General features: G+C 36.6%; 16 protein-coding genes. 1 reads left to right on the top strand and 15 read right to left on the bottom strand.

The window, feature by feature from the left end; translation table 11 throughout:
• Positions 1-18: 18 nt before the first annotated feature.
• The 14 genes from IGL86_RS02525 to IGL86_RS02460 all read right to left on the bottom strand — a co-directional run bounded on the left by IGL86_RS02525 (position 19) and on the right by IGL86_RS02460 (position 15,892).
• Entirely contained in the window at positions 19-1,923 is a 1,905-nt protein-coding gene (locus IGL86_RS02525; RefSeq protein WP_010775630.1) for a heavy metal translocating P-type ATPase, read from the bottom strand.
• A gap of 109 nt (positions 1,924-2,032) precedes the next feature.
• Positions 2,033-3,481 (bottom strand): helix-turn-helix domain-containing protein, encoded by a 1,449-nt coding sequence (locus IGL86_RS02520; RefSeq protein WP_002358731.1) that lies wholly within the window; start codon positions 3,479-3,481, stop codon positions 2,033-2,035.
• A gap of 3 nt (positions 3,482-3,484) precedes the next feature.
• The gene (locus IGL86_RS02515) at positions 3,485-3,934 is read right to left on the bottom strand and encodes a hypothetical protein (RefSeq protein ID WP_010775629.1); all 450 of its coding nucleotides are present in this window, start codon (positions 3,932-3,934) and stop codon (positions 3,485-3,487) included.
• 201 nt (positions 3,935-4,135) lie between these two features.
• Complete coding sequence (locus IGL86_RS02510) at positions 4,136-5,230, bottom strand: DUF916 and DUF3324 domain-containing protein (RefSeq protein ID WP_033625604.1); 1,095 nt, start codon at positions 5,228-5,230, stop codon at positions 4,136-4,138.
• Positions 5,231-5,305: 75 nt separating this feature from the next.
• Positions 5,306-6,046, bottom strand: coding sequence for a WxL domain-containing protein (locus IGL86_RS02505; RefSeq protein ID WP_002375974.1), 741 nt, complete (start codon positions 6,044-6,046; stop codon positions 5,306-5,308).
• 22 nt (positions 6,047-6,068) lie between these two features.
• Positions 6,069-8,168, bottom strand: a complete 2,100-nt coding sequence (locus tag IGL86_RS02500; protein ID WP_033625605.1) for a lectin-like domain-containing protein — start codon at positions 8,166-8,168, stop codon at positions 6,069-6,071.
• 19 nt (positions 8,169-8,187) lie between these two features.
• Positions 8,188-8,967: a WxL domain-containing protein gene (locus tag IGL86_RS02495; protein ID WP_002413654.1), complete on the bottom strand. Its 780-nt coding sequence runs from the start codon at positions 8,965-8,967 to the stop codon at positions 8,188-8,190.
• Between the two features lie 16 nt (positions 8,968-8,983).
• On the bottom strand, positions 8,984-9,715 hold the full coding sequence (locus IGL86_RS02490; RefSeq protein ID WP_002361269.1) for a WxL domain-containing protein: 732 nt from the start codon (positions 9,713-9,715) through the stop codon (positions 8,984-8,986).
• Entirely contained in the window at positions 9,715-10,098 is a 384-nt protein-coding gene (locus tag IGL86_RS02485) for an LPXTG cell wall anchor domain-containing protein (protein WP_002355604.1), read from the bottom strand. The genes IGL86_RS02490 and IGL86_RS02485 overlap by 1 nt, the downstream gene beginning before the upstream one ends.
• 178 nt (positions 10,099-10,276) lie before the next feature.
• Positions 10,277-11,227 carry a rhodanese-related sulfurtransferase gene (locus IGL86_RS02480; protein WP_002358723.1) on the bottom strand — a complete coding sequence of 317 codons (951 nt, stop codon included), beginning with the start codon at positions 11,225-11,227 and terminating at the stop codon, positions 10,277-10,279.
• 632 nt (positions 11,228-11,859) lie between these two features.
• The gene (locus IGL86_RS02475; RefSeq protein ID WP_002425487.1) at positions 11,860-12,570 is read right to left on the bottom strand and encodes a DUF1003 domain-containing protein; all 711 of its coding nucleotides are present in this window, start codon (positions 12,568-12,570) and stop codon (positions 11,860-11,862) included.
• A 98-nt stretch (positions 12,571-12,668) separates the two neighbouring features.
• On the bottom strand, positions 12,669-13,835 hold the full coding sequence (locus IGL86_RS02470) for a serine hydrolase domain-containing protein (protein ID WP_010713877.1): 1,167 nt from the start codon (positions 13,833-13,835) through the stop codon (positions 12,669-12,671).
• Positions 13,836-13,987: 152 nt separating this feature from the next.
• The gene (locus IGL86_RS02465) at positions 13,988-14,368 is read right to left on the bottom strand and encodes a VOC family protein (protein WP_002358720.1); all 381 of its coding nucleotides are present in this window, start codon (positions 14,366-14,368) and stop codon (positions 13,988-13,990) included.
• Between the two features lie 132 nt (positions 14,369-14,500).
• Positions 14,501-15,892 (bottom strand): L-cystine transporter, encoded by a 1,392-nt coding sequence (locus IGL86_RS02460; protein ID WP_002355598.1) that lies wholly within the window; start codon positions 15,890-15,892, stop codon positions 14,501-14,503.
• Positions 15,893-16,189: 297 nt separating this feature from the next.
• Here IGL86_RS02460 and IGL86_RS02455 point away from each other — a divergent pair, with 297 nt between their 5' ends.
• A complete protein-coding gene (locus tag IGL86_RS02455; RefSeq protein ID WP_002355597.1) occupies positions 16,190-16,525 on the top strand; it encodes a hypothetical protein in 336 nt (111 codons plus the stop codon).
• 46 nt (positions 16,526-16,571) lie between these two features.
• On the opposite strand, the gene IGL86_RS02450 is transcribed toward IGL86_RS02455, so the two are convergent.
• Complete coding sequence (locus tag IGL86_RS02450; RefSeq protein ID WP_002358717.1) at positions 16,572-16,958, bottom strand: DUF1149 family protein; 387 nt, start codon at positions 16,956-16,958, stop codon at positions 16,572-16,574.
• Between the last annotated feature and the right edge of the window lie 83 nt (positions 16,959-17,041).

The following is a 17,041-nucleotide window of genomic DNA, read 5'->3' as shown; positions in this document are numbered from 1 at the left end:
TGCAAATGACTATTTGACTTATTTTGTATTAACTAATAAACGCAAGCCATTAAAAATGACCACTAAGGTACTTCCTTCATGAATAAGTACGCTAAATGCGATATTCGCAATACCTAAAAAGTTCAAGATAATTAACGTTGCTACCACTAACATTGAAAAAATAATATTTTGCTGCACAATTTTATTCAAGCGTTTTGAGACACGGTGAGCATAGCCTAATTTAGAAAGATCATTTTTCATCACTACCACGTCTGCAACATCGATAGCAATGTCTGTACCATCCCCCATCGCCACTCCGATGTCAGCATTCACTAAAGCGGGCGCATCGTTAATGCCATCACCAACCATCCCTGTCATTCCTACTTCGCGTTTTAATTGATCAACAATCGCTGATTTTTCCTCAGGTAAAACATTAGCAAAAACTTGGTCCACGCCTACTAAGCGACCAACTGCTTCACCAGTAAGTTTTGCATCTCCTGTAATCATTGTTGTTTCAATATTTTGTGACTTGAAATAGTGAATGGCGTTCATTGCTTCTTCATTAGGAACATCCATCAATGCCACTAAACCAATCACTTGTTCATTTTCGGCAAAGTACACTACCGTTTTGCCTTCACTCGCTAATTTCGTTGTTTGTTTCTCAATGATTGTTGGTACTTGTTCGAAACTAGATGGTTTACCAATTCTAAAAGTTGTGTCTGCAATGGTCGTTACTAAACCCACCCCGACAATATTTTCTACTTCTAAATTTAAAGCCGTTGTTTCTGCTTCAAAGCGATTAACAATCGCCGTCGCCAATGGATGATTGGATTTTTTCTCCATATTTGTTAAAACAGCTACTAATTCGTCTTGGCGAGCTTCTAAGCCATCAACAAAAAGATAATCTGTGACCTCAGGTTTGCCTTTTGTTAGTGTGCCTGTTTTATCAAAAGCGAGTGCTTTCACTTCAGCTAAATTTGATAAGAATGAGCCACCTTTAAACAAAACGCCTTGTTTCGCTAAATTGGAAATTCCTGATAAAGTTGCCGGAACGGCACTCGCTGCTAAAGCACAAGGGGAGGCAGCAATTAAGAAGACCAAGCCTCTGTAAAAACTTTCAGCCCAAGTCAATTGGAAAAGTAATGCGCCACCTAAAACAATTAGTGGAAAAACTGCTAAAACTAGTGTGACATATTTTGGTTCAAATCGTTTAATTTTGCTTGCAATTTCCGATTGATTTTCTTGTGATTGGTTCACGAGCTGTACGATTTTCGCAAAAACTGTTTCTGAACTATCTTTCGTTACTTCAACAACAATTGTGCCTGAACCGTTCATGGTACTACCAAAAACTGGGTCCCCACTATTTTTTTCTTTGGGAATACTTTCCCCATTAATAGATGATTCATCCACAGCGGTACTTCCTTCAATCACGACGCCATCTGTCGGAATTTGCGCACCATTGAGGACTTGCACGCGGTCACCAATCTTCAATTGTTCAACTGACACAGTTTGAATTGAGCCGTCGTCTGTTATCAGGCGAGCTTCTGTTGGATTTAAATTTAATAGTTTTGTAATTTCACGTTGACTTTTGCCTTGGGCATAATCTTCAAGGAAATGCGCCGCCGCAAAAATCAAAATCAACAATGCTGATTCTTCAAAACTTCCCATTAATGCTGAACCAACTGCAGCTAAGGTCATTAACAAATGAATATTAGGCGAAAACTTTCGATTGTTTTTCGTATCCCGATACGTATCTCCAAAGCCTTCCCCAATAATATGATAACCAGCTAAAATAGCAGCTAATGAGAAAAGAATATTTTTCATTAAGAGCATGTTCCCTAAAAATAAACCGATAAAGAAAAGAGCCAATCCTGTAAAAAAGAGAATAACTGGAACGTTTTTACCTTTTTCTTCATGTGTGTGTGCACCTGTTTGTTTTGACATTGTTATGCGCCTCCTCATTAATGTTTTTCTATTCATATGAATGTATATTCATATTATAAAACACTTGGGTGGTTTTGTAAAGACTTAAACACAAAGACAAGCGATGATTCTATTCAATAGGATCACCGCTTGTCTTTGTCGATTCTTTTTGTTGTTGATATTTTTCTTCTTGAATAGTCAATAATGATTGCGTTAAATTGACCCAATCAATCGAACGAGGTGGATCCAGCCAAACCATAACTTTACTCTGTTCTTCTTGATACAAGTTATTTAAATTGGTAATCACCACATCTGGTAAGGTATCTGATAACGGGTCAATAATTTCTACATTCAAATTCACATAGACGGATAAATTTTTTTTGATGAATTGGTTATACTCTTTTCCATAAGAAAAATCAATTAGGACCTTGGCTGGCTCTGCAATTAAATGAACCGGAACATGATTAATTAGCAACAATAGATAGTTAAAAAACAAACAGTGATTGGCTTTCGCAATTTTTTTATGTTTTGCTGTTAACCAACGAATATATTCAATTAAATAAAAATAAAATTCCGGATATGTTTGCTTAAAAAACTGTAAATCCATTTCAAAATCGTCAAACATATTAATCGGAAAGTAAATAACATTGAAATGAATAATTGCTAACCCTTCTTCTAGAGTATTCCTTGTTGACTCCTCTAAACAATTAAATGCTTTTTCAAAACTTCCAATGAAAACACGAGTTAGGCTTTCAATCGTAGGATCTTCGTGAATGACATATTTTTTCTCTAGTTTGCCATGCAAATATAAGAAAAAAACAATCGTATACGTTAATGATTTTGAGGCCAATGCCCATGCCACTTGCGATTTTTTTATTAGTTCCTCTGAAAATGTATTCAGTGCACGCGTATCGATCCCTTCCACCGCACGTCCTTCGTTGTTAATCATAATAGCTAAATAATGGAAAAAATTGCGTCGCTCATAGGTGGTGAAAGTATAGTTTAACTCAACAGACTGTAATACACGTTTCGCTTCATTATAAACTTTTACCGAATATAGTTCGGAAATTGGTTGATTGGAAAGCGTGAACAATTTATACAAAAAAAATGAAATTGCTTTTTGATTGCCGACAATTTCCCGCTTACTAAAATAGATCTGATACTCCTTTAAGGCTTTTTTTAGCCGCTGTAAGGTACTATACGCCACAGAGGTGCTGACATGATTACATTCAGCAAACTTTGTCAAACTATAATTCCCTCTAAAGTAAGACAACACTAATTTAAAAGAGAGCGATTCTGTTAAGTATTTCGTGAGCAAAAGTTTACTTGAATAGTTTCCATCAATTTCAAGTGTAACATCTACATCAGAAACGACTAAAGTTAAGCTGTCGCTTAACTTTAGATTGTCAATATCTGCTTTTAATTTTTCTAATGTTTTTTTGACTAAAAAATTCGACATTGATAATTCTTCGCGAAGTGCAATAAAAGTACCTGATAGCGTGGGACTTTCTTCTAAATGCCTTAGCAAGGAATAACTTCGTTGATCTTCTTTATTTAAAAAAATTTCATAATTCATCATTTATCAGTTCTTTCTCCCATAAATAGCCGTTCCTACTAATTCCCGTATGAAATTCAAGTAAAAAGTGTTTTGCCCCTCCGTTCCAGCACCGCCTGTGCTATTTGGTACAATGGTGATATGGCTAGCATCAAATAATTCATCCGTGAAAAATACTTGATGCTGACTTTTCTTGGAAGAAGGCCTTTCTTCATTTGTTTTTGGATTATTGGTTGTCACTTCTTTTTTACTAACGTCTTCGCTACTTTCTTCCGCTTGCGTTTCGCTAGTAATAGTACTTTCATTTGTTTCTTCCATTTTTTCTGGTGTGCCAGTATTCTCAATCGGATAAATTTCTTCTGTTGGATTGGTCGGATTATAAATTGGATTCCGTTCTTCTGCTGCTTGCACAGTGGTTACTTGAAAAAACGAGAGTAACAATGTACTCCATAATAGTAAATGTTTGTATTTATCCATTTTTCTCACATATATTGCCAAATACTTTAGCTACATAACAAAACAAAAAATATAACTAGTAAAGTGGTATCAGACGATATTTAACAATACTCCTTCTTATTATTTCTTTTTTTGAGTTAGGTTTGTTGAATAAACTGCATGTTTGATAAGCAAAAACAAACAAAAACGTTGCCGATAATCAAATCAAAAATTAACTACTCTTTATATTTCTCTTTCGTTTTTTTCCTGTTTCTTTTTTCGCCAAATCAACCAGGCAATGATTAAAATCACTATCAATAATAGTAGTAAGCCAATCAGCAAATATAAATTTGAATGATTTTCTTTTAAGGTCACATCTTTTTCATTTAATTCTTTGGCAACTTCGCCATTAATTGTAAAGTCTTTTTCAAATTGCCATTGATTTCTAAAAGATATCGATTCATTGTTTATTGATTTTTTAAATGAGCCTGCAGCATCTTTATTCCCAACAACGGTCATAGACAAATGATAATCTCCTGGCTTAAGCGGTTGCCCTTTTAGCGCAATGGGAACAGAAAAATTGGTATTTGGTGCAATTTGCATGTTTGCTTTTTCCTCTTTATATAAAACTTCTTCATGCCCCTTTTTGGTAATCTCTGCCGAAAAGGCAACTTGGTTAATATATGTTTTTTGATCATTTTGTAGATTGACTAAAATCACATTTCTAGCATTAATCTGTCCTGGTGAGACTTTTTTCAAAAGTAAATTTGGCTCAACCTTTTTTTTGTTTTGTTGCATCAATAATGCGACGACATACGAATACTCATTTTTAATGGATAACCCCTGACTTTTATCGTCTTGACGTTTGCCTTCATCCGACATTTCTTCTTTAAAAGTGATACCACTAGCTAACACTCCATCAAAGGGTGTATTAGGCATTTTGACGTTAATAGAAACCGTTTGTTCACTTTTCGGTTTTAAACGAACTGAGCTAGGGTATTGAACATAGTCTTTTATATCAAACGCTAAACTTTGATCTTTTTTTCCCTTATTTTCACCATACTCCACGATTACATTTGAATTGGTAATGGCACTATTGATGGAAATACCTACCTTTACTTCTTTATCTGTATCATTGCGTAAGTTCACTTTCAACTCAGTTTCTTCATTTGGTGCTAGTAATAAATCAAAGTAAGTTTTTTCTTTATCTACTTGTTTTTCTGATGGAATAGGCGTAACCGCAAAATTAAATTCACTGGCATAACCATTGCTAGGTACTAACGCTAAAAGAATTAGTAGTATCGGAAAAAAAAGAAATCGTTGTTTTTTTCTGTTCAAATTATTTACTCCTTTTCTATATGTAGTGAATAGCAGGTAACCATGTTCCCCGCTATTCTTCTTTTTAAAATTCGTCTAATTTCCTGGAGCGTCTGTCAACGTCCATGTTAATTTTGTGGCGTATTTTTCAGCGTATTTGGTTGTAGAACCTGGAACAGTTAACTCAATACTTTTAGCAGCTGTAGTTGCATCTGTTCCCCAATCAAATAAATAAGTTCCTGCACCGTTTCCTTTTGCTGCACTCATTACATCTGATTGACTACCATCTGAATTCAACGTGATTGTGGCTGGGCCTGTTGGTTTACCTGAATCTGAAGCAGTCACTACATTTCCGTTTTTAAACGTGATAGCTGCCCCAGTCAATTCTTTACCAGAAGTTGATTTAAATTGTCCTTCTTGTTTCACTTTTAATGACCAGCCAGCTTCGGTTCCACGGTTATCTGTTACTTGGACATAGTTAGGCCCTTCTTTGACTTCATCGGTTGCGCCTACCGTCTTGTATTTTTGGGTAGCAGCAAAATAAGTCTGATCCTTCGACGTGATTTTTTGAACACCGAAGTCTAGACTTGACGCATAATCAATTGACAACGGACCGTTTGTTCCTGGATTAGGACCTTCAGGATCTGTTGGGTCAATAGGATCAACTGGATTAGTTGGATCCGTTGGGTCAACCGGATTAGTTGGATCTTCACTTGGTGTAAATTCTACGATACCATTAGATGTATAACTACCGCCATCTTCTGCAAAGGCTTGAGAAGTCATGCCTAAGCTCCCTAAAATAAATGTGGATAAACATACTGTTGTTACTTTTTTCATTTTCTTTTCTCCATTCTTTTCTTTAATTTCCTGGTACGTCTTCTAACGCCCAAGATAAACGAGCTTTAAATGTTCCAACTCTTTGATAAGCTACAGGAACATTGATTTGAATTCCTTGTTGTTTTGATTCATCAAGTAATGCTGTTAAATCTGTTTCACCTTTCTGATTACTTTCTAAAAGCGTAATTGCCTCATTTGTAATCTGAGAGCTTCCAGCAGTTGAAACGAAAGAAAAAACATCTGGCATTACAATTGAATCATTCGTTAACGGTTGCGTTTGCTTTAGTTGCAAGCGCCAATTATTTGCGTTACGTTCATCCACGACTTTGAGTCCTTCGGTGGGATGCCCAAGTTTAATTAGTGGTTGATTACGTATCTTTTCCGTACCAAAAGTAATCTGTTTTGGTGCCTCTTTAAAATATAGTTCCCCTAAACGATAGTAAAAATAAATATCTTTTGTTTCCTCTGTCATTGTTCCTTCCGCATTGCCTGAGTCTTTTGTAAAAACATAGCCAGAAATATCTAGGGGTTTTTCTTGATAGGGTGCACCAATTTTCCCTGTTACACTTTTAGGTGGAGCAATATCTTTACCTTCCGCGTCTTTATAAAAAACGGTTACTGTTTTTTCTGTTGGTTTAGGAATAGTAATCGTTACATTATTTGACTTTTGCAGTAAGGTTCCTTCTTCATAATAGTCAAAGTTCATAGTTAAAACTTTTTCGGGCGTATTATCTTGAAGGGTTGTTTTTAATTCAATAATCATGTCCTTCTTTAAAACTAGGTAGTCATTTAAAGTAATTGTTAAGTGATTCCCTGTTTGTGTCAGATCTTTGGCTGCTACCTTTTTACCATCAATCGTTAATGAATTTTCTTCATATGCTAATTCATCAGGTAAGTCAATGCTTACTTGCGGTTGACGATCTTCGATAAAGTCATTGTCAATATTCAACGTATTCCGTAGTCTCACCTGATCATTTTTCACTGCTTCAACAGCTGAGCTAAACTCCTGACCGTTCACGCTAAGGGCTGCTTGTGACGTAACGTTGGTAGGAATTTGTGTCATTGCTAAAGCATTCTCTTGGTATTTGCCACCTGTGGAAGATGTAAAGCCCCAATAAACCGTTGTTGCGCCAAATTGTGCATTTAAATCTGAAACTACATACGTATTCGTGCCCACACCTTCTAAATCATATGTTAATGCTTTGGCTGCGGCATTCCAATGAACAGTCAACATGCGCCAGGTTCCATTAGATAGATAGGTTGGCGCAACGGTGACGCCTGAATGCTCCCCTGTATAGCTGTTGTTATTAGCTTTCGGAGTGACAAAAGCTAAATGCCCATTTCCCTTATCTTGTGAAATTTCTCGGTCCATTCGGTTGGAACTACCAGTATTTTTATAGGTATCAAACTCAATCGATAAGGCATTTCTAACATAAGGTTGACCAGCTTTCGTGGAGTATGCACCGATTCCCATCCCAGGTGAACCAATGACTTCTTGAGGCGTTGTGGACATTCTAGGATCATTCGTTAAGGTAAAGGTCATACCATCACCAGCATTTGCATACTCGTTTCCTAAATACAAATAACTTTTAAAGGTAAAATCCGACAATAAACTGATTGGTTTTTTTGACCAAATAGCTCCTTTTTGTGATTTAACAGCTGGGTTTAGTTGTAATAACTTCCCACCTTCTAAAATACTTGTTGCATTTCCAATTGGCTCTTGAAATACCTTGTCGATTGGAATGATATTAGGATCATCAGGCAATGAAGTAGCGTATGGCGCAGCCAACATGCGCGGCTGTGGTTCAACTATCGCCGATTCCGTTACACTGTTATCGTCATCCTTTTGTTGTTTGCTAGGTTCTAAAGTAGCCGTTGATTGGTCTGTTTCTGCTGGATGATTATCGGTTGTTGTTGTCGTTTCTAGGGAAGGTTCTTGCTCTAATGTTTCCGAGTGAGAAGGAGCGCTAGTTGCCTGATCATTGGCCGATTCCTCCACTATTTCCCGATTGACTTCGTTGATATTTGTCGAAGGATTACTAATCGCTTCGCTAGTAATAGGCGCAAGGAGTAGTAAGAATAAACTACTTGCCAAAAAGACTAGGCTTTGTTTGTTTCGCATCTCTCTTCACCTCTACTTTTTAAATTCCTGGTACATCCGTCAACGTCCACAATAATTTTGTTTGATATTTCACGGCATCTTTAGGGGTTGACCCTGGTACTGATAGCGCGACATCTTTTGTAACATTAACATTGTGTACCGTATTGGTTTCATCGCGTTCTGCAACCACTTCTACTTTGCCCCAATAAGTAGCCCAAGTTCCCGCACCAGTTCCTTGCTTCGCAGCTGCCACTAGCGATGCGGTCCCTGGAACAAGGGCAATCTTATTTGTTGCCTCTGGTTTCACAACATTTTGCGCATTACTATTAACAGTCGGGTTAGTTAAAGAAATTTGCGCACCTGTCAACTGACTATTTAAAGTAGCCTTTGTTGCTTTAAATTGCTCCTTTTGCGTAACCGTTAAAGACCAACCACTATTGGTTCCTCTATTATCAGAAATTTGCACAAAATTTGGTGTATCTTTTTGATTTTCTTGATATTGCTGTGCTCTTGCAAAATATACTTGGTCTTTATTCGAAATACGATTTTTCCCAAAGTCAAAACTTGAAGCATAATCAATAGACAGCGGTCCTTGGGTACCAGGATTGGGACCTTCTGGGTCTGTTGGATCAATTGGTTTGACTGGCTTTTCTGGATCGGGATTTTCTGGATCAACCGGGTCTGTCGGATCTACGTTCGGAATAAATTCTACTAAACCATTCGAACGATACTCTTTTGGCTCTTCTGCCTTCGCTTGTAAGGACCAACCAGCAACTGCAAATGTACTGCATAGAACGATTCCTGTGAATTGTTTTTTCATTGCTTTTCTCCTTTATTTAATTATTAGCGGGCGTATCTTCTAATGCCCAAACTAACTTCGTTGAATATTGTTGTGCAAGCTTTACAGATTTTCCGGGAACGAATAGTTGGACAGCTTCTTTATTTGTTGCTTCATTTGAACCAAAGCGATAAACCCAAGTCCCAACACCTGTTTCTTTTTTAGCGTTCATCGCTAGATTATTATTTACACCAGGTGTTAGGGAAATAGTACTACTGACTTCAGTAGGTTTATATTTTTCATCCACCATTGAGGCAGCTTCTGCCTTTGTAAACGTTAATTGAGCGCCGACTAGTTCCTCTCCAGTAGCTGTTTTAAATTGTTCAGGTTGGGAAAGCGTTAGTTTCCATCCTGCTAACGTTCCTCTTTTATCAGTTACTTGTACATAGGTTGGTTTTTTTGAACCATCTTTCATTTCATCTGGCGCAGCATAATACGTTTGATCTGCCGTAGAAATCTTTTGTGTACCAAATTTAAATTTTGACCCATAATCAATTGATAAGGCACCACCCGTTCCTGGCCCTGGAGGATCAATTGGGTCTACTGGATCAGTAGGATCGGGATTTTCTGGATCAACTGGCGGTGTGATTTCGTTATCGCCTGCTTCAAAAGTAATTGTGCCTTCCGTATTGTATTCTTTCGGAAAAGTTTCTGCTGCTGATGCGTTTATTGCTTGAAACCCTACGCCTAAAAGTATGGTTGCCGATGTAAGTAAAACAGTTTTTTTCATTAAATAAGCTCCTTCTCTCGTTTCATTTTATTAATTAAATAAATGACTACCCCCAACAAACTAACTCCTATCAAGGAATACAGTGGATTTTCAGACTCGCCTGTTTTAGGTAAAACTGCTTGTCCAGAAGCAGCTAAATTGTTTCTTCCCTGTTCTTCTGATTGTTGGGTATACGCTACGTCATTTGACTCTTTTTCATTCTCATAAACGTAGGTGCCATAGAAGCTCGCTTGACCATTTGATTCATAATTATTTTCTTCAGCCATAACGCTTTTTGTTTGCAACCCAATGATCAACAGCCCTAAACATACCAAACTAAACCTTTTTATGATTTTCATCTGAATTCCTCCTTCCCCATTTTCAACATTGACTGGCCCAGCCAATAAACATTATATAAAAGAAATATTTATTAGATTTTTTTATTTTTTTCAGACGCTTTTAAAAAATAAAATGGTTTCAGCTAAGAAAGCTTTAAAATCAACACTTTTAAAGACAAAAAAATAAACAAAAAAACTTCAAAAAATAATTTTCGAAGTTTTTTTGTTTATTTTTTTATTATTTTTATACTTCAACCGCTTCTAACAAAGCTAAACGTTCAGCAACTTCTGCTTCTGTTAAATTATATTTTTTTACATAACGGTTGGCAGGATGCTGGCTACATTCTAATGAGCAGCCACCTAAATGTTTATGTTCATTTTCTTCTGAAGTTAAGATTTGACGATTACATTCTGGGTTTGCACAGTTAATGTAGCGTTCGCAAGGTGTTCCATCAAACCAGTCTTTCCCAATAACTTTTTTATCAACATGATTAATTTCGACACTGATTCGGTCATCAAAGACATACATTTTGCCGTCCCAAAGTTCGCCACGTGTTTCTGGATTTTTTCCATAGTTGGCGATACCACCATGCAATTGAGCAACATCTTCAAATCCTTCTTTTAATAACCAGCCAGAAAATTTTTCACAGCGAATCCCGCCAGTACAATAGGTAACAATTTTTTTATCCATAAATTGTTCTTTGTTCTCGCGAATCCATTGTGGTAACTCACGGAAGCTACGGATATCTGGGCGCACGGCACCACGGAAATGACCTAAATCATATTCATAATCGTTACGAGCATCGATTACAACAGTGTCTTCGTCTAGTAAGGCTTCTTTAAATTCTGCAGGTTCCAAATATTTCCCCGTCGTTTCTAATGGATCAACGTCTTCTTCTAAGTTCAACGCCACTAATTCAGAACGTGGGCGAACAAACATTTTGCGGAACGCCATTTCTTCTGCTGGATCAATTTTAAAGAATGTATCCTTAAAGCGCTCATCTGCTTGCATTGCTTCCATGTACTTTTCTGTTTCTTCGACAGTACCAGATAACGTTCCGTTAATCCCTTCTGTCGCTACTAAAATACGGCCTTTTAAATTTAATGATTTGCAAAAAGCTAGATGCTCTTTCGCAAAAGCTTCTGGATCTTCAATTGTTGTATATTTGTAATAAAGTAATACTTGGTATTTCATCTTGTTTTCCCCTTTTGTATAAAGTCATTCTATCCCATTATACGGTGAATAAAAAAGGGAAAGCGATTATTTTGCTTGTGTATTTACACACAATAAAAAAAGCCTAATAAACGGCGGGAACAGAACCAACACTACGCGTTGCTCCGATCTCAACAACTTCTAAGGTGTTTTCTCGACATGCGTCTCGTCACAGTACAGCCTTCAAAAGAGCTACAGCTCTAAGAGTTGCGATGTTTCACTGTGAAGCATGAACAGATGAAATCATCGTACCTACTTGGTGAAGGTCCTTCGGAACTTACAAGGATAAAACTGTGACGAGCCTTTGGCGAGAAAACAATAAGCCGAAATTGACTTTCTCACACAAGTGTTCGGCGTATCTTAATCCTTCCAAGTGTTGAGAATCACGAAGAACGTAGTGATTCGATGATGAACAATACCTACTTGGTCTCCAAAAATTAAAGAGCACCGGGTAGGTATCATGCAACATCAACTCGTACCTCGTTGTGTTTTATGACAATTTTCGGAAATTCCTTCTTATTGCTGAGAAACACTATTTGCAAAGCAAATAGATGTTGAACAGTACCTACTTGGTTCTCGGAGCTAAACGGTTCTATCCCGACCTCTTCTATATACTACTCCTTTTCAGAAGTCGCGGCGAGTTGTTCTTGCAATTCACCTAAAAGTTCAATTTGAATATTTTGGATTTTCACCAAATTTTCTAGTTGATTATTGATAATATAATCCATTTTCTCATGTAATAAATTAATTTCTACTTCTGCTTTTAAGTTAATTTTATAATCATTATTCGCTTGTTCTCTATCACGGGCTTCTTGTCTGTTTTGACTCATCATAATAATCGGTGCTTGGATAGCTGCTAAACAAGATAAGGCGAGATTTAGCAAAATATAAGGATATTTGTCAAATGGTTGTCCCAATAAAGTGGTAGAGTTAATCACGATCCAAGCAATCAACACGAAGCAAAAGAAGCCAATAAACACCCAGCTACCGCCAAATTTAGCAATGGTATCCGCTGCTCGTTGGCCAAAGGTTAATTTCTTTTCCATCTTTTCATTCATATTATTGGAAATCAGCTTATCTTCTTTGATATGTTGAACCACCAATTCATTCAGTTGTTGGATTTTTTCAGAATCATTTGCGACCAATTGTTTCATGTAATCCAAACGATAATTAAGTAACTCCGCCAATGTAATCATCGATTCAGCTGTCAATTGTGGATTGTTTTGGAGAATAAAAGCTTGCGTTTCCTGTTCTATATCTTGAAGATAAATGTTTTTTTCCGTTGATTCACCAATAACAACTTGTTTATTTTTTGATTGCTTCATCTTCGTCACTCCCTTTGATCGTTCTTCCCTTTATTTTAATATAAAGTCTCTCAGAAGAAACCTAAAAAGGCTTTGGAGTGATCGTTGTTGCTTCTGCTTTAAAATTTAACAGTTAAATTGGTTACATCATGGAACAACGAACCAATTAATTCTTTGTATTTCGCTGGATTCACACAATTAGTTAGCAATATGACCCCGGTTTTCATATCTTTTGAAAATAAAACCAGGGCTTGTTGACCCGCTTCAACGCCGTGTAAGCGTAAATAATTATCATGAACATAGATGCCGCCATGATAAGAACTTTGCTGAGAAGACGTCCATAATTTTTGCAAAAGTGCGGTGGAAACTAAGTGTCCACTCATTAATTGATGTAAGTACCAATACAAATCACCTGTCGTCATATCCACATTCCCAGTCCCAAATTCATGGGCAAAACTAGCTGCGGGAATTGAGAGCACTTGGTTATATGAATTATCTTCTGTCCATTTATAACTTGTTGAATTATTGGGCTGTTCCAATAAGGTTTCATAGAAGCCAAAATTCTTTAAACCAGCCGTTTTGTGATAAAATTTATTAAATAATTCTTGATAGGTACGTTGATACATTTTCTCTAACATTCCTGCTAAAAGGACAAAATTTACTGGGGAATAATTGTATTTTCCTTTATTGACTTGAATGGTATTTTGTTTAACAAATTGAATAATTTCTTCATCGGTAACGATATCATTAGGCATTGCTGATAACTTCAAACCGCTTGTCATATTCAACATATCGCTAATCGTAATGTCCTCAGCACCTTGTACTTGCGGATAAAACGTAGCGAGTTTTGTATCTAATGTAAGTTTACCTTCTTCAATCGCTTTTAAGATCAAGGTTGTGGTAAAAGATTTTTGAATTGAACCAATCTGAAACCTTGTGTTTGGCGTGTTGGCTTGTTGCTTTTCAAAATTGGCAAAGCCATATCCTTTATTTACTAAAACCTGATCATCTTTAATGATCAAAGCCGAACCAATATAATTTGTTTCTTGAATTTTTTGATCAAGTTCGCCACTATCTGGTGCAACTATTTCTTTCGTTAAATTCGCATAATTATCACTTCGGCGATCTTCTTCCAAGACCACTTTCGATTCTTGACTAACTTGTGAATCTCTAGTGAAAAAGAACGTTTTTATTAAATAACCACTACCACCAATCACCACCAACAAACATACTATAAAAAGCCAATTCACTCCTCCATGTCTTTTCTTTGCATGTCGTTTACGCATACCGCTTACCTCCGCCTATTCTATTAACAGCATTATCATACGCTATATTTTCATGAAAATTACAGTTTTTAGTAAAATTTATAAAACTTTCAACTTTTATAAAAAACAGCTTGGCACCAGAATCAATCTAGATTCTGGTGCCAAGCTGTTTTTTATTTACTTTCTTGCCCCATCACAGCAAAGTAATTATCATCGTTATCTGCAAAATTAAAAACTAAGCCTGTTGGCAATTGAACCATTTCACCGACAGTAACGCCAGCCTCTTGCATTTTTTTATAGAGACCAATGATATCATCGCTAGCAAACATTAGAGAAGGGGTATTCCCCGCCACTTCTGGTGAATGTTTTTGAATAAAGGCCAAATCATATAAAACAATAATCGCTTCTGCTGATTCACTTGGTGCAATTTCTACCACCAATGTGCCGTCAACTTCCTCTCTTTCCTTTTCAACAAAGCCAAACGTTTGCCAAAATTGACTAGATTCCTCAACATTATTCACATATAACATAATCTTTACTTGGTTTGAAAACATTCCTTCACGTCCTTTTGAATTTAGTTAACAACTTATTATATACGTTCTTTTAAATAATTACTGCACTTTCGCTTAAAATCCAAAAAAAGTGTTTGAGCAAGACATTGCTCAAACACTTTTCGTTTTATTGATTTAGATATTTGCATCTAAGACAACGTCGCGATCATTTAAGACATCACGATCTAATTCATGAATACGAGCACTTGTTAACACACCTGCAACCATACTATCGTTAACGTTAACAGCTGTCCGCGCCATGTCAATAAGTGGTTCAACCGAAATTACCAAACCAACAATTGCAACTGGCAAGTTCATTGCGCCTAAAACGATTAGAGAAGCAAAGGTTGCTCCGCCGCCGACACCGGCTACGCCAAATGAACTGATTGTGACAACTGCTACTAACATTAAAATAAATTGTAAACTAAAGACATCAATTCCAACAGTTGGTGCAACGATGGTTGCTAACATAGCTGGATAAACGCCGGCACAACCATTTTGTCCAATAGATAAACCGAAACTACCAGCAAAGTTTGCTGTGGCATCATCGACACCTAGTGCTTTGGTTTGTGTTTCAATATTTAATGGTAAAGCTCCTGCACTTGAACGAGAAGTAAAAGCAAAGCTCAAGACTGGAAAAACTTTTTTTAGATACGTAACTGGATTGACTTTTAAAGTAATTAAAATCAACATGTGAATGGCAAAAACAATAATTAAGGCCACATACGATGCCAACACAAATTTACCTAAGTTAATAATCGCAACAAAATCACTTGTTGCTACAACATTAATCATTAACGCTAACACGCCATAAGGGGTTAAGCGTAAAACTAAGGTAACAATTCGCATGGTAATTTTATATAAACTATCAATTAAATTTGCAAAAAATTCAGCTTCTTTTGGCGCTTTACGACGAACGCCTAAATAAGCGACACCAACAAACGCAGCAAAGATTACCACCCCAATGGTACTCATTGGTCGTGTTCCCGCAAAGTCAGCAAAGACATTTTTAGGAATAAATGAAACGATTTGTTGTGGAATCGTCAAATCTTGAATCGCATCTTGACGCGTCGCTAACTCGGCAATTCTTGACGTTTCTGCAGCACCTTGCGTGAATTTTGCCCCTTGAAGACCAAACGCTAAGGTTGTTCCAATCCCCACCAAGGCAGCTACTGCTGTTGTTCCTAGTAAGGTGGCTAACACATTAAAGCTAATTTTTCCTAATTTATTGGATTCTTTCATTTTTGTAAATGCACCTACGATAGATACAAATACTAACGGAATTACGAGCATTTGTAGAAACGCTACATAACCATTACCTACAATCCCGATCCATTCCATTGATTGCGTAGTAATTTTACTGTCTGTACCAAAAGCAAATTGAATAATTGCACCTAAAACAATCCCCACGCCTAATGCTGAAAAGACACGTGTTGAGAATTTTAAATGTTTCTTTTGCATTTGGTAGAAACCGAATAACACAGCAATAAATGCAAGGATCACTAATACAGTGATGAATGTTGTCATTTTAGTTCCTCCCTATGTTTTTAATGACAAGTACATCAAAGGAAGTAAAGGTTCCCGGTACTCACTCTCCAGTAAATACCCTGAAAACAGCAAACTGTTTCCAGTGATAGTTCTATTGTACCTTATTTTATAACAAATAGTGGGATAATTTGCTTACTTTTTGATAGAAAATAACCGTTGCGATAGTTTAAAACTATCACCAAGCGTTGTTTTACTAGTCACTGTAAAAATAATTTGTTTTTTGTCCTCTTTCTTTTAAGCTGACGTGGTATACTTAGTTCTAGGAGGTGTAAGCGTATGCAAAAAATTTGTTGGATCCTTTCTGTCAACCGTGATGGAGCAATGTTGTATGTTGGGAGCCCTGCAAATGGAGGTCCTTGGCTCTTTTCAAACAAAGAGCAGCAAAACATCAAAGCCTTTTTTCAACCAACCTATGAAATTGACTTTATCAGTTATGATGTTCTTTCAGAGGAAGTACCAGAAGCTGCGTTCATTTTGTACAATGAAATGCTCGCTCCCTATCTTCCCGAAAAAATCACCAAAGTTGGTCAGCCGATTGCTTATGTGGATATCGCTACAAAAAATTATGAACAGTTTAAAAAAGCTTTGGTTGCTAAATCTTCACAAGAATAAAAACAGCGTTTGTAACGGAATCCGTTATAAACGCTGTTTTTAAAGTTTAAGCTTCTTCTGATTGTTGAAAATTCAATTGAACACCTGGACGATCCAGAGCAATTTCAGTTACTTCATAAGATAAACGTTCGACGATGCTAAATAAAGGACGCACAAGTTCATCGACTTCTTCTTGCGAAATATCTTCTTGTTTTTCAATTTTACGATCAATAATGTGATTAATTTGGCTAATCGCCCCTGATAAAACAAATTCGTCAAAGACAATTCGAAATTCTAAGCGAGCAACAAGTGCTGAGCTATTTTCTGGATAATTTTCTTCTTCTACTTCAATTGGTGAAAAACTGACACGTAAATCTGTCTCTACTTCTGAATCAGGTACTCGCATATCATAGTGATACGCTTCAACAATTTCTTGTTGGCGTTTAATTTCCATTGTTTTTTCTCTCCTTTTTTAACAAGATATTCCCCTTTTAGAATATCCAATGGTTTCTTTTCTCAAGTATACCACAAGTCCGA

The organism is Enterococcus sp. DIV0774 (assembly GCF_050539095.1).
In the GTDB taxonomy this organism is placed as follows: domain Bacteria; phylum Bacillota; class Bacilli; order Lactobacillales; family Enterococcaceae; genus Enterococcus; species Enterococcus faecalis.
This window is presented reverse-complemented; position numbering and strand designations above follow the sequence as displayed.

Coding starts and splice junctions, on each gene's coding strand:
- IGL86_RS02525 (WP_010775630.1), bottom strand. CDS start 1,923: ATGTCAAAACAAACAGGTGCACACACACATGAAGAAAAAGGTAAAAAC.
- IGL86_RS02520 (WP_002358731.1), bottom strand. CDS start 3,481: ATGATGAATTATGAAATTTTTTTAAATAAAGAAGATCAACGAAGTTAT.
- IGL86_RS02515 (WP_010775629.1), bottom strand. CDS start 3,934: ATGGATAAATACAAACATTTACTATTATGGAGTACATTGTTACTCTCG.
- IGL86_RS02505 (WP_002375974.1), bottom strand. CDS start 6,046: ATGAAAAAAGTAACAACAGTATGTTTATCCACATTTATTTTAGGGAGC.
- IGL86_RS02500 (WP_033625605.1), bottom strand. CDS start 8,168: ATGCGAAACAAACAAAGCCTAGTCTTTTTGGCAAGTAGTTTATTCTTA.
- IGL86_RS02495 (WP_002413654.1), bottom strand. CDS start 8,967: ATGAAAAAACAATTCACAGGAATCGTTCTATGCAGTACATTTGCAGTT.
- IGL86_RS02490 (WP_002361269.1), bottom strand. CDS start 9,715: ATGAAAAAAACTGTTTTACTTACATCGGCAACCATACTTTTAGGCGTA.
- IGL86_RS02480 (WP_002358723.1), bottom strand. CDS start 11,227: ATGAAATACCAAGTATTACTTTATTACAAATATACAACAATTGAAGAT.
- IGL86_RS02475 (WP_002425487.1), bottom strand. CDS start 12,570: ATGAAGCAATCAAAAAATAAACAAGTTGTTATTGGTGAATCAACGGAA.
- IGL86_RS02470 (WP_010713877.1), bottom strand. CDS start 13,835: ATGCGTAAACGACATGCAAAGAAAAGACATGGAGGAGTGAATTGGCTT.
- IGL86_RS02465 (WP_002358720.1), bottom strand. CDS start 14,368: ATGTTTTCAAACCAAGTAAAGATTATGTTATATGTGAATAATGTTGAG.
- IGL86_RS02460 (WP_002355598.1), bottom strand. CDS start 15,892: ATGACAACATTCATCACTGTATTAGTGATCCTTGCATTTATTGCTGTG.
- IGL86_RS02455 (WP_002355597.1), top strand. CDS start 16,190: ATGCAAAAAATTTGTTGGATCCTTTCTGTCAACCGTGATGGAGCAATG.
- IGL86_RS02450 (WP_002358717.1), bottom strand. CDS start 16,958: ATGGAAATTAAACGCCAACAAGAAATTGTTGAAGCGTATCACTATGAT.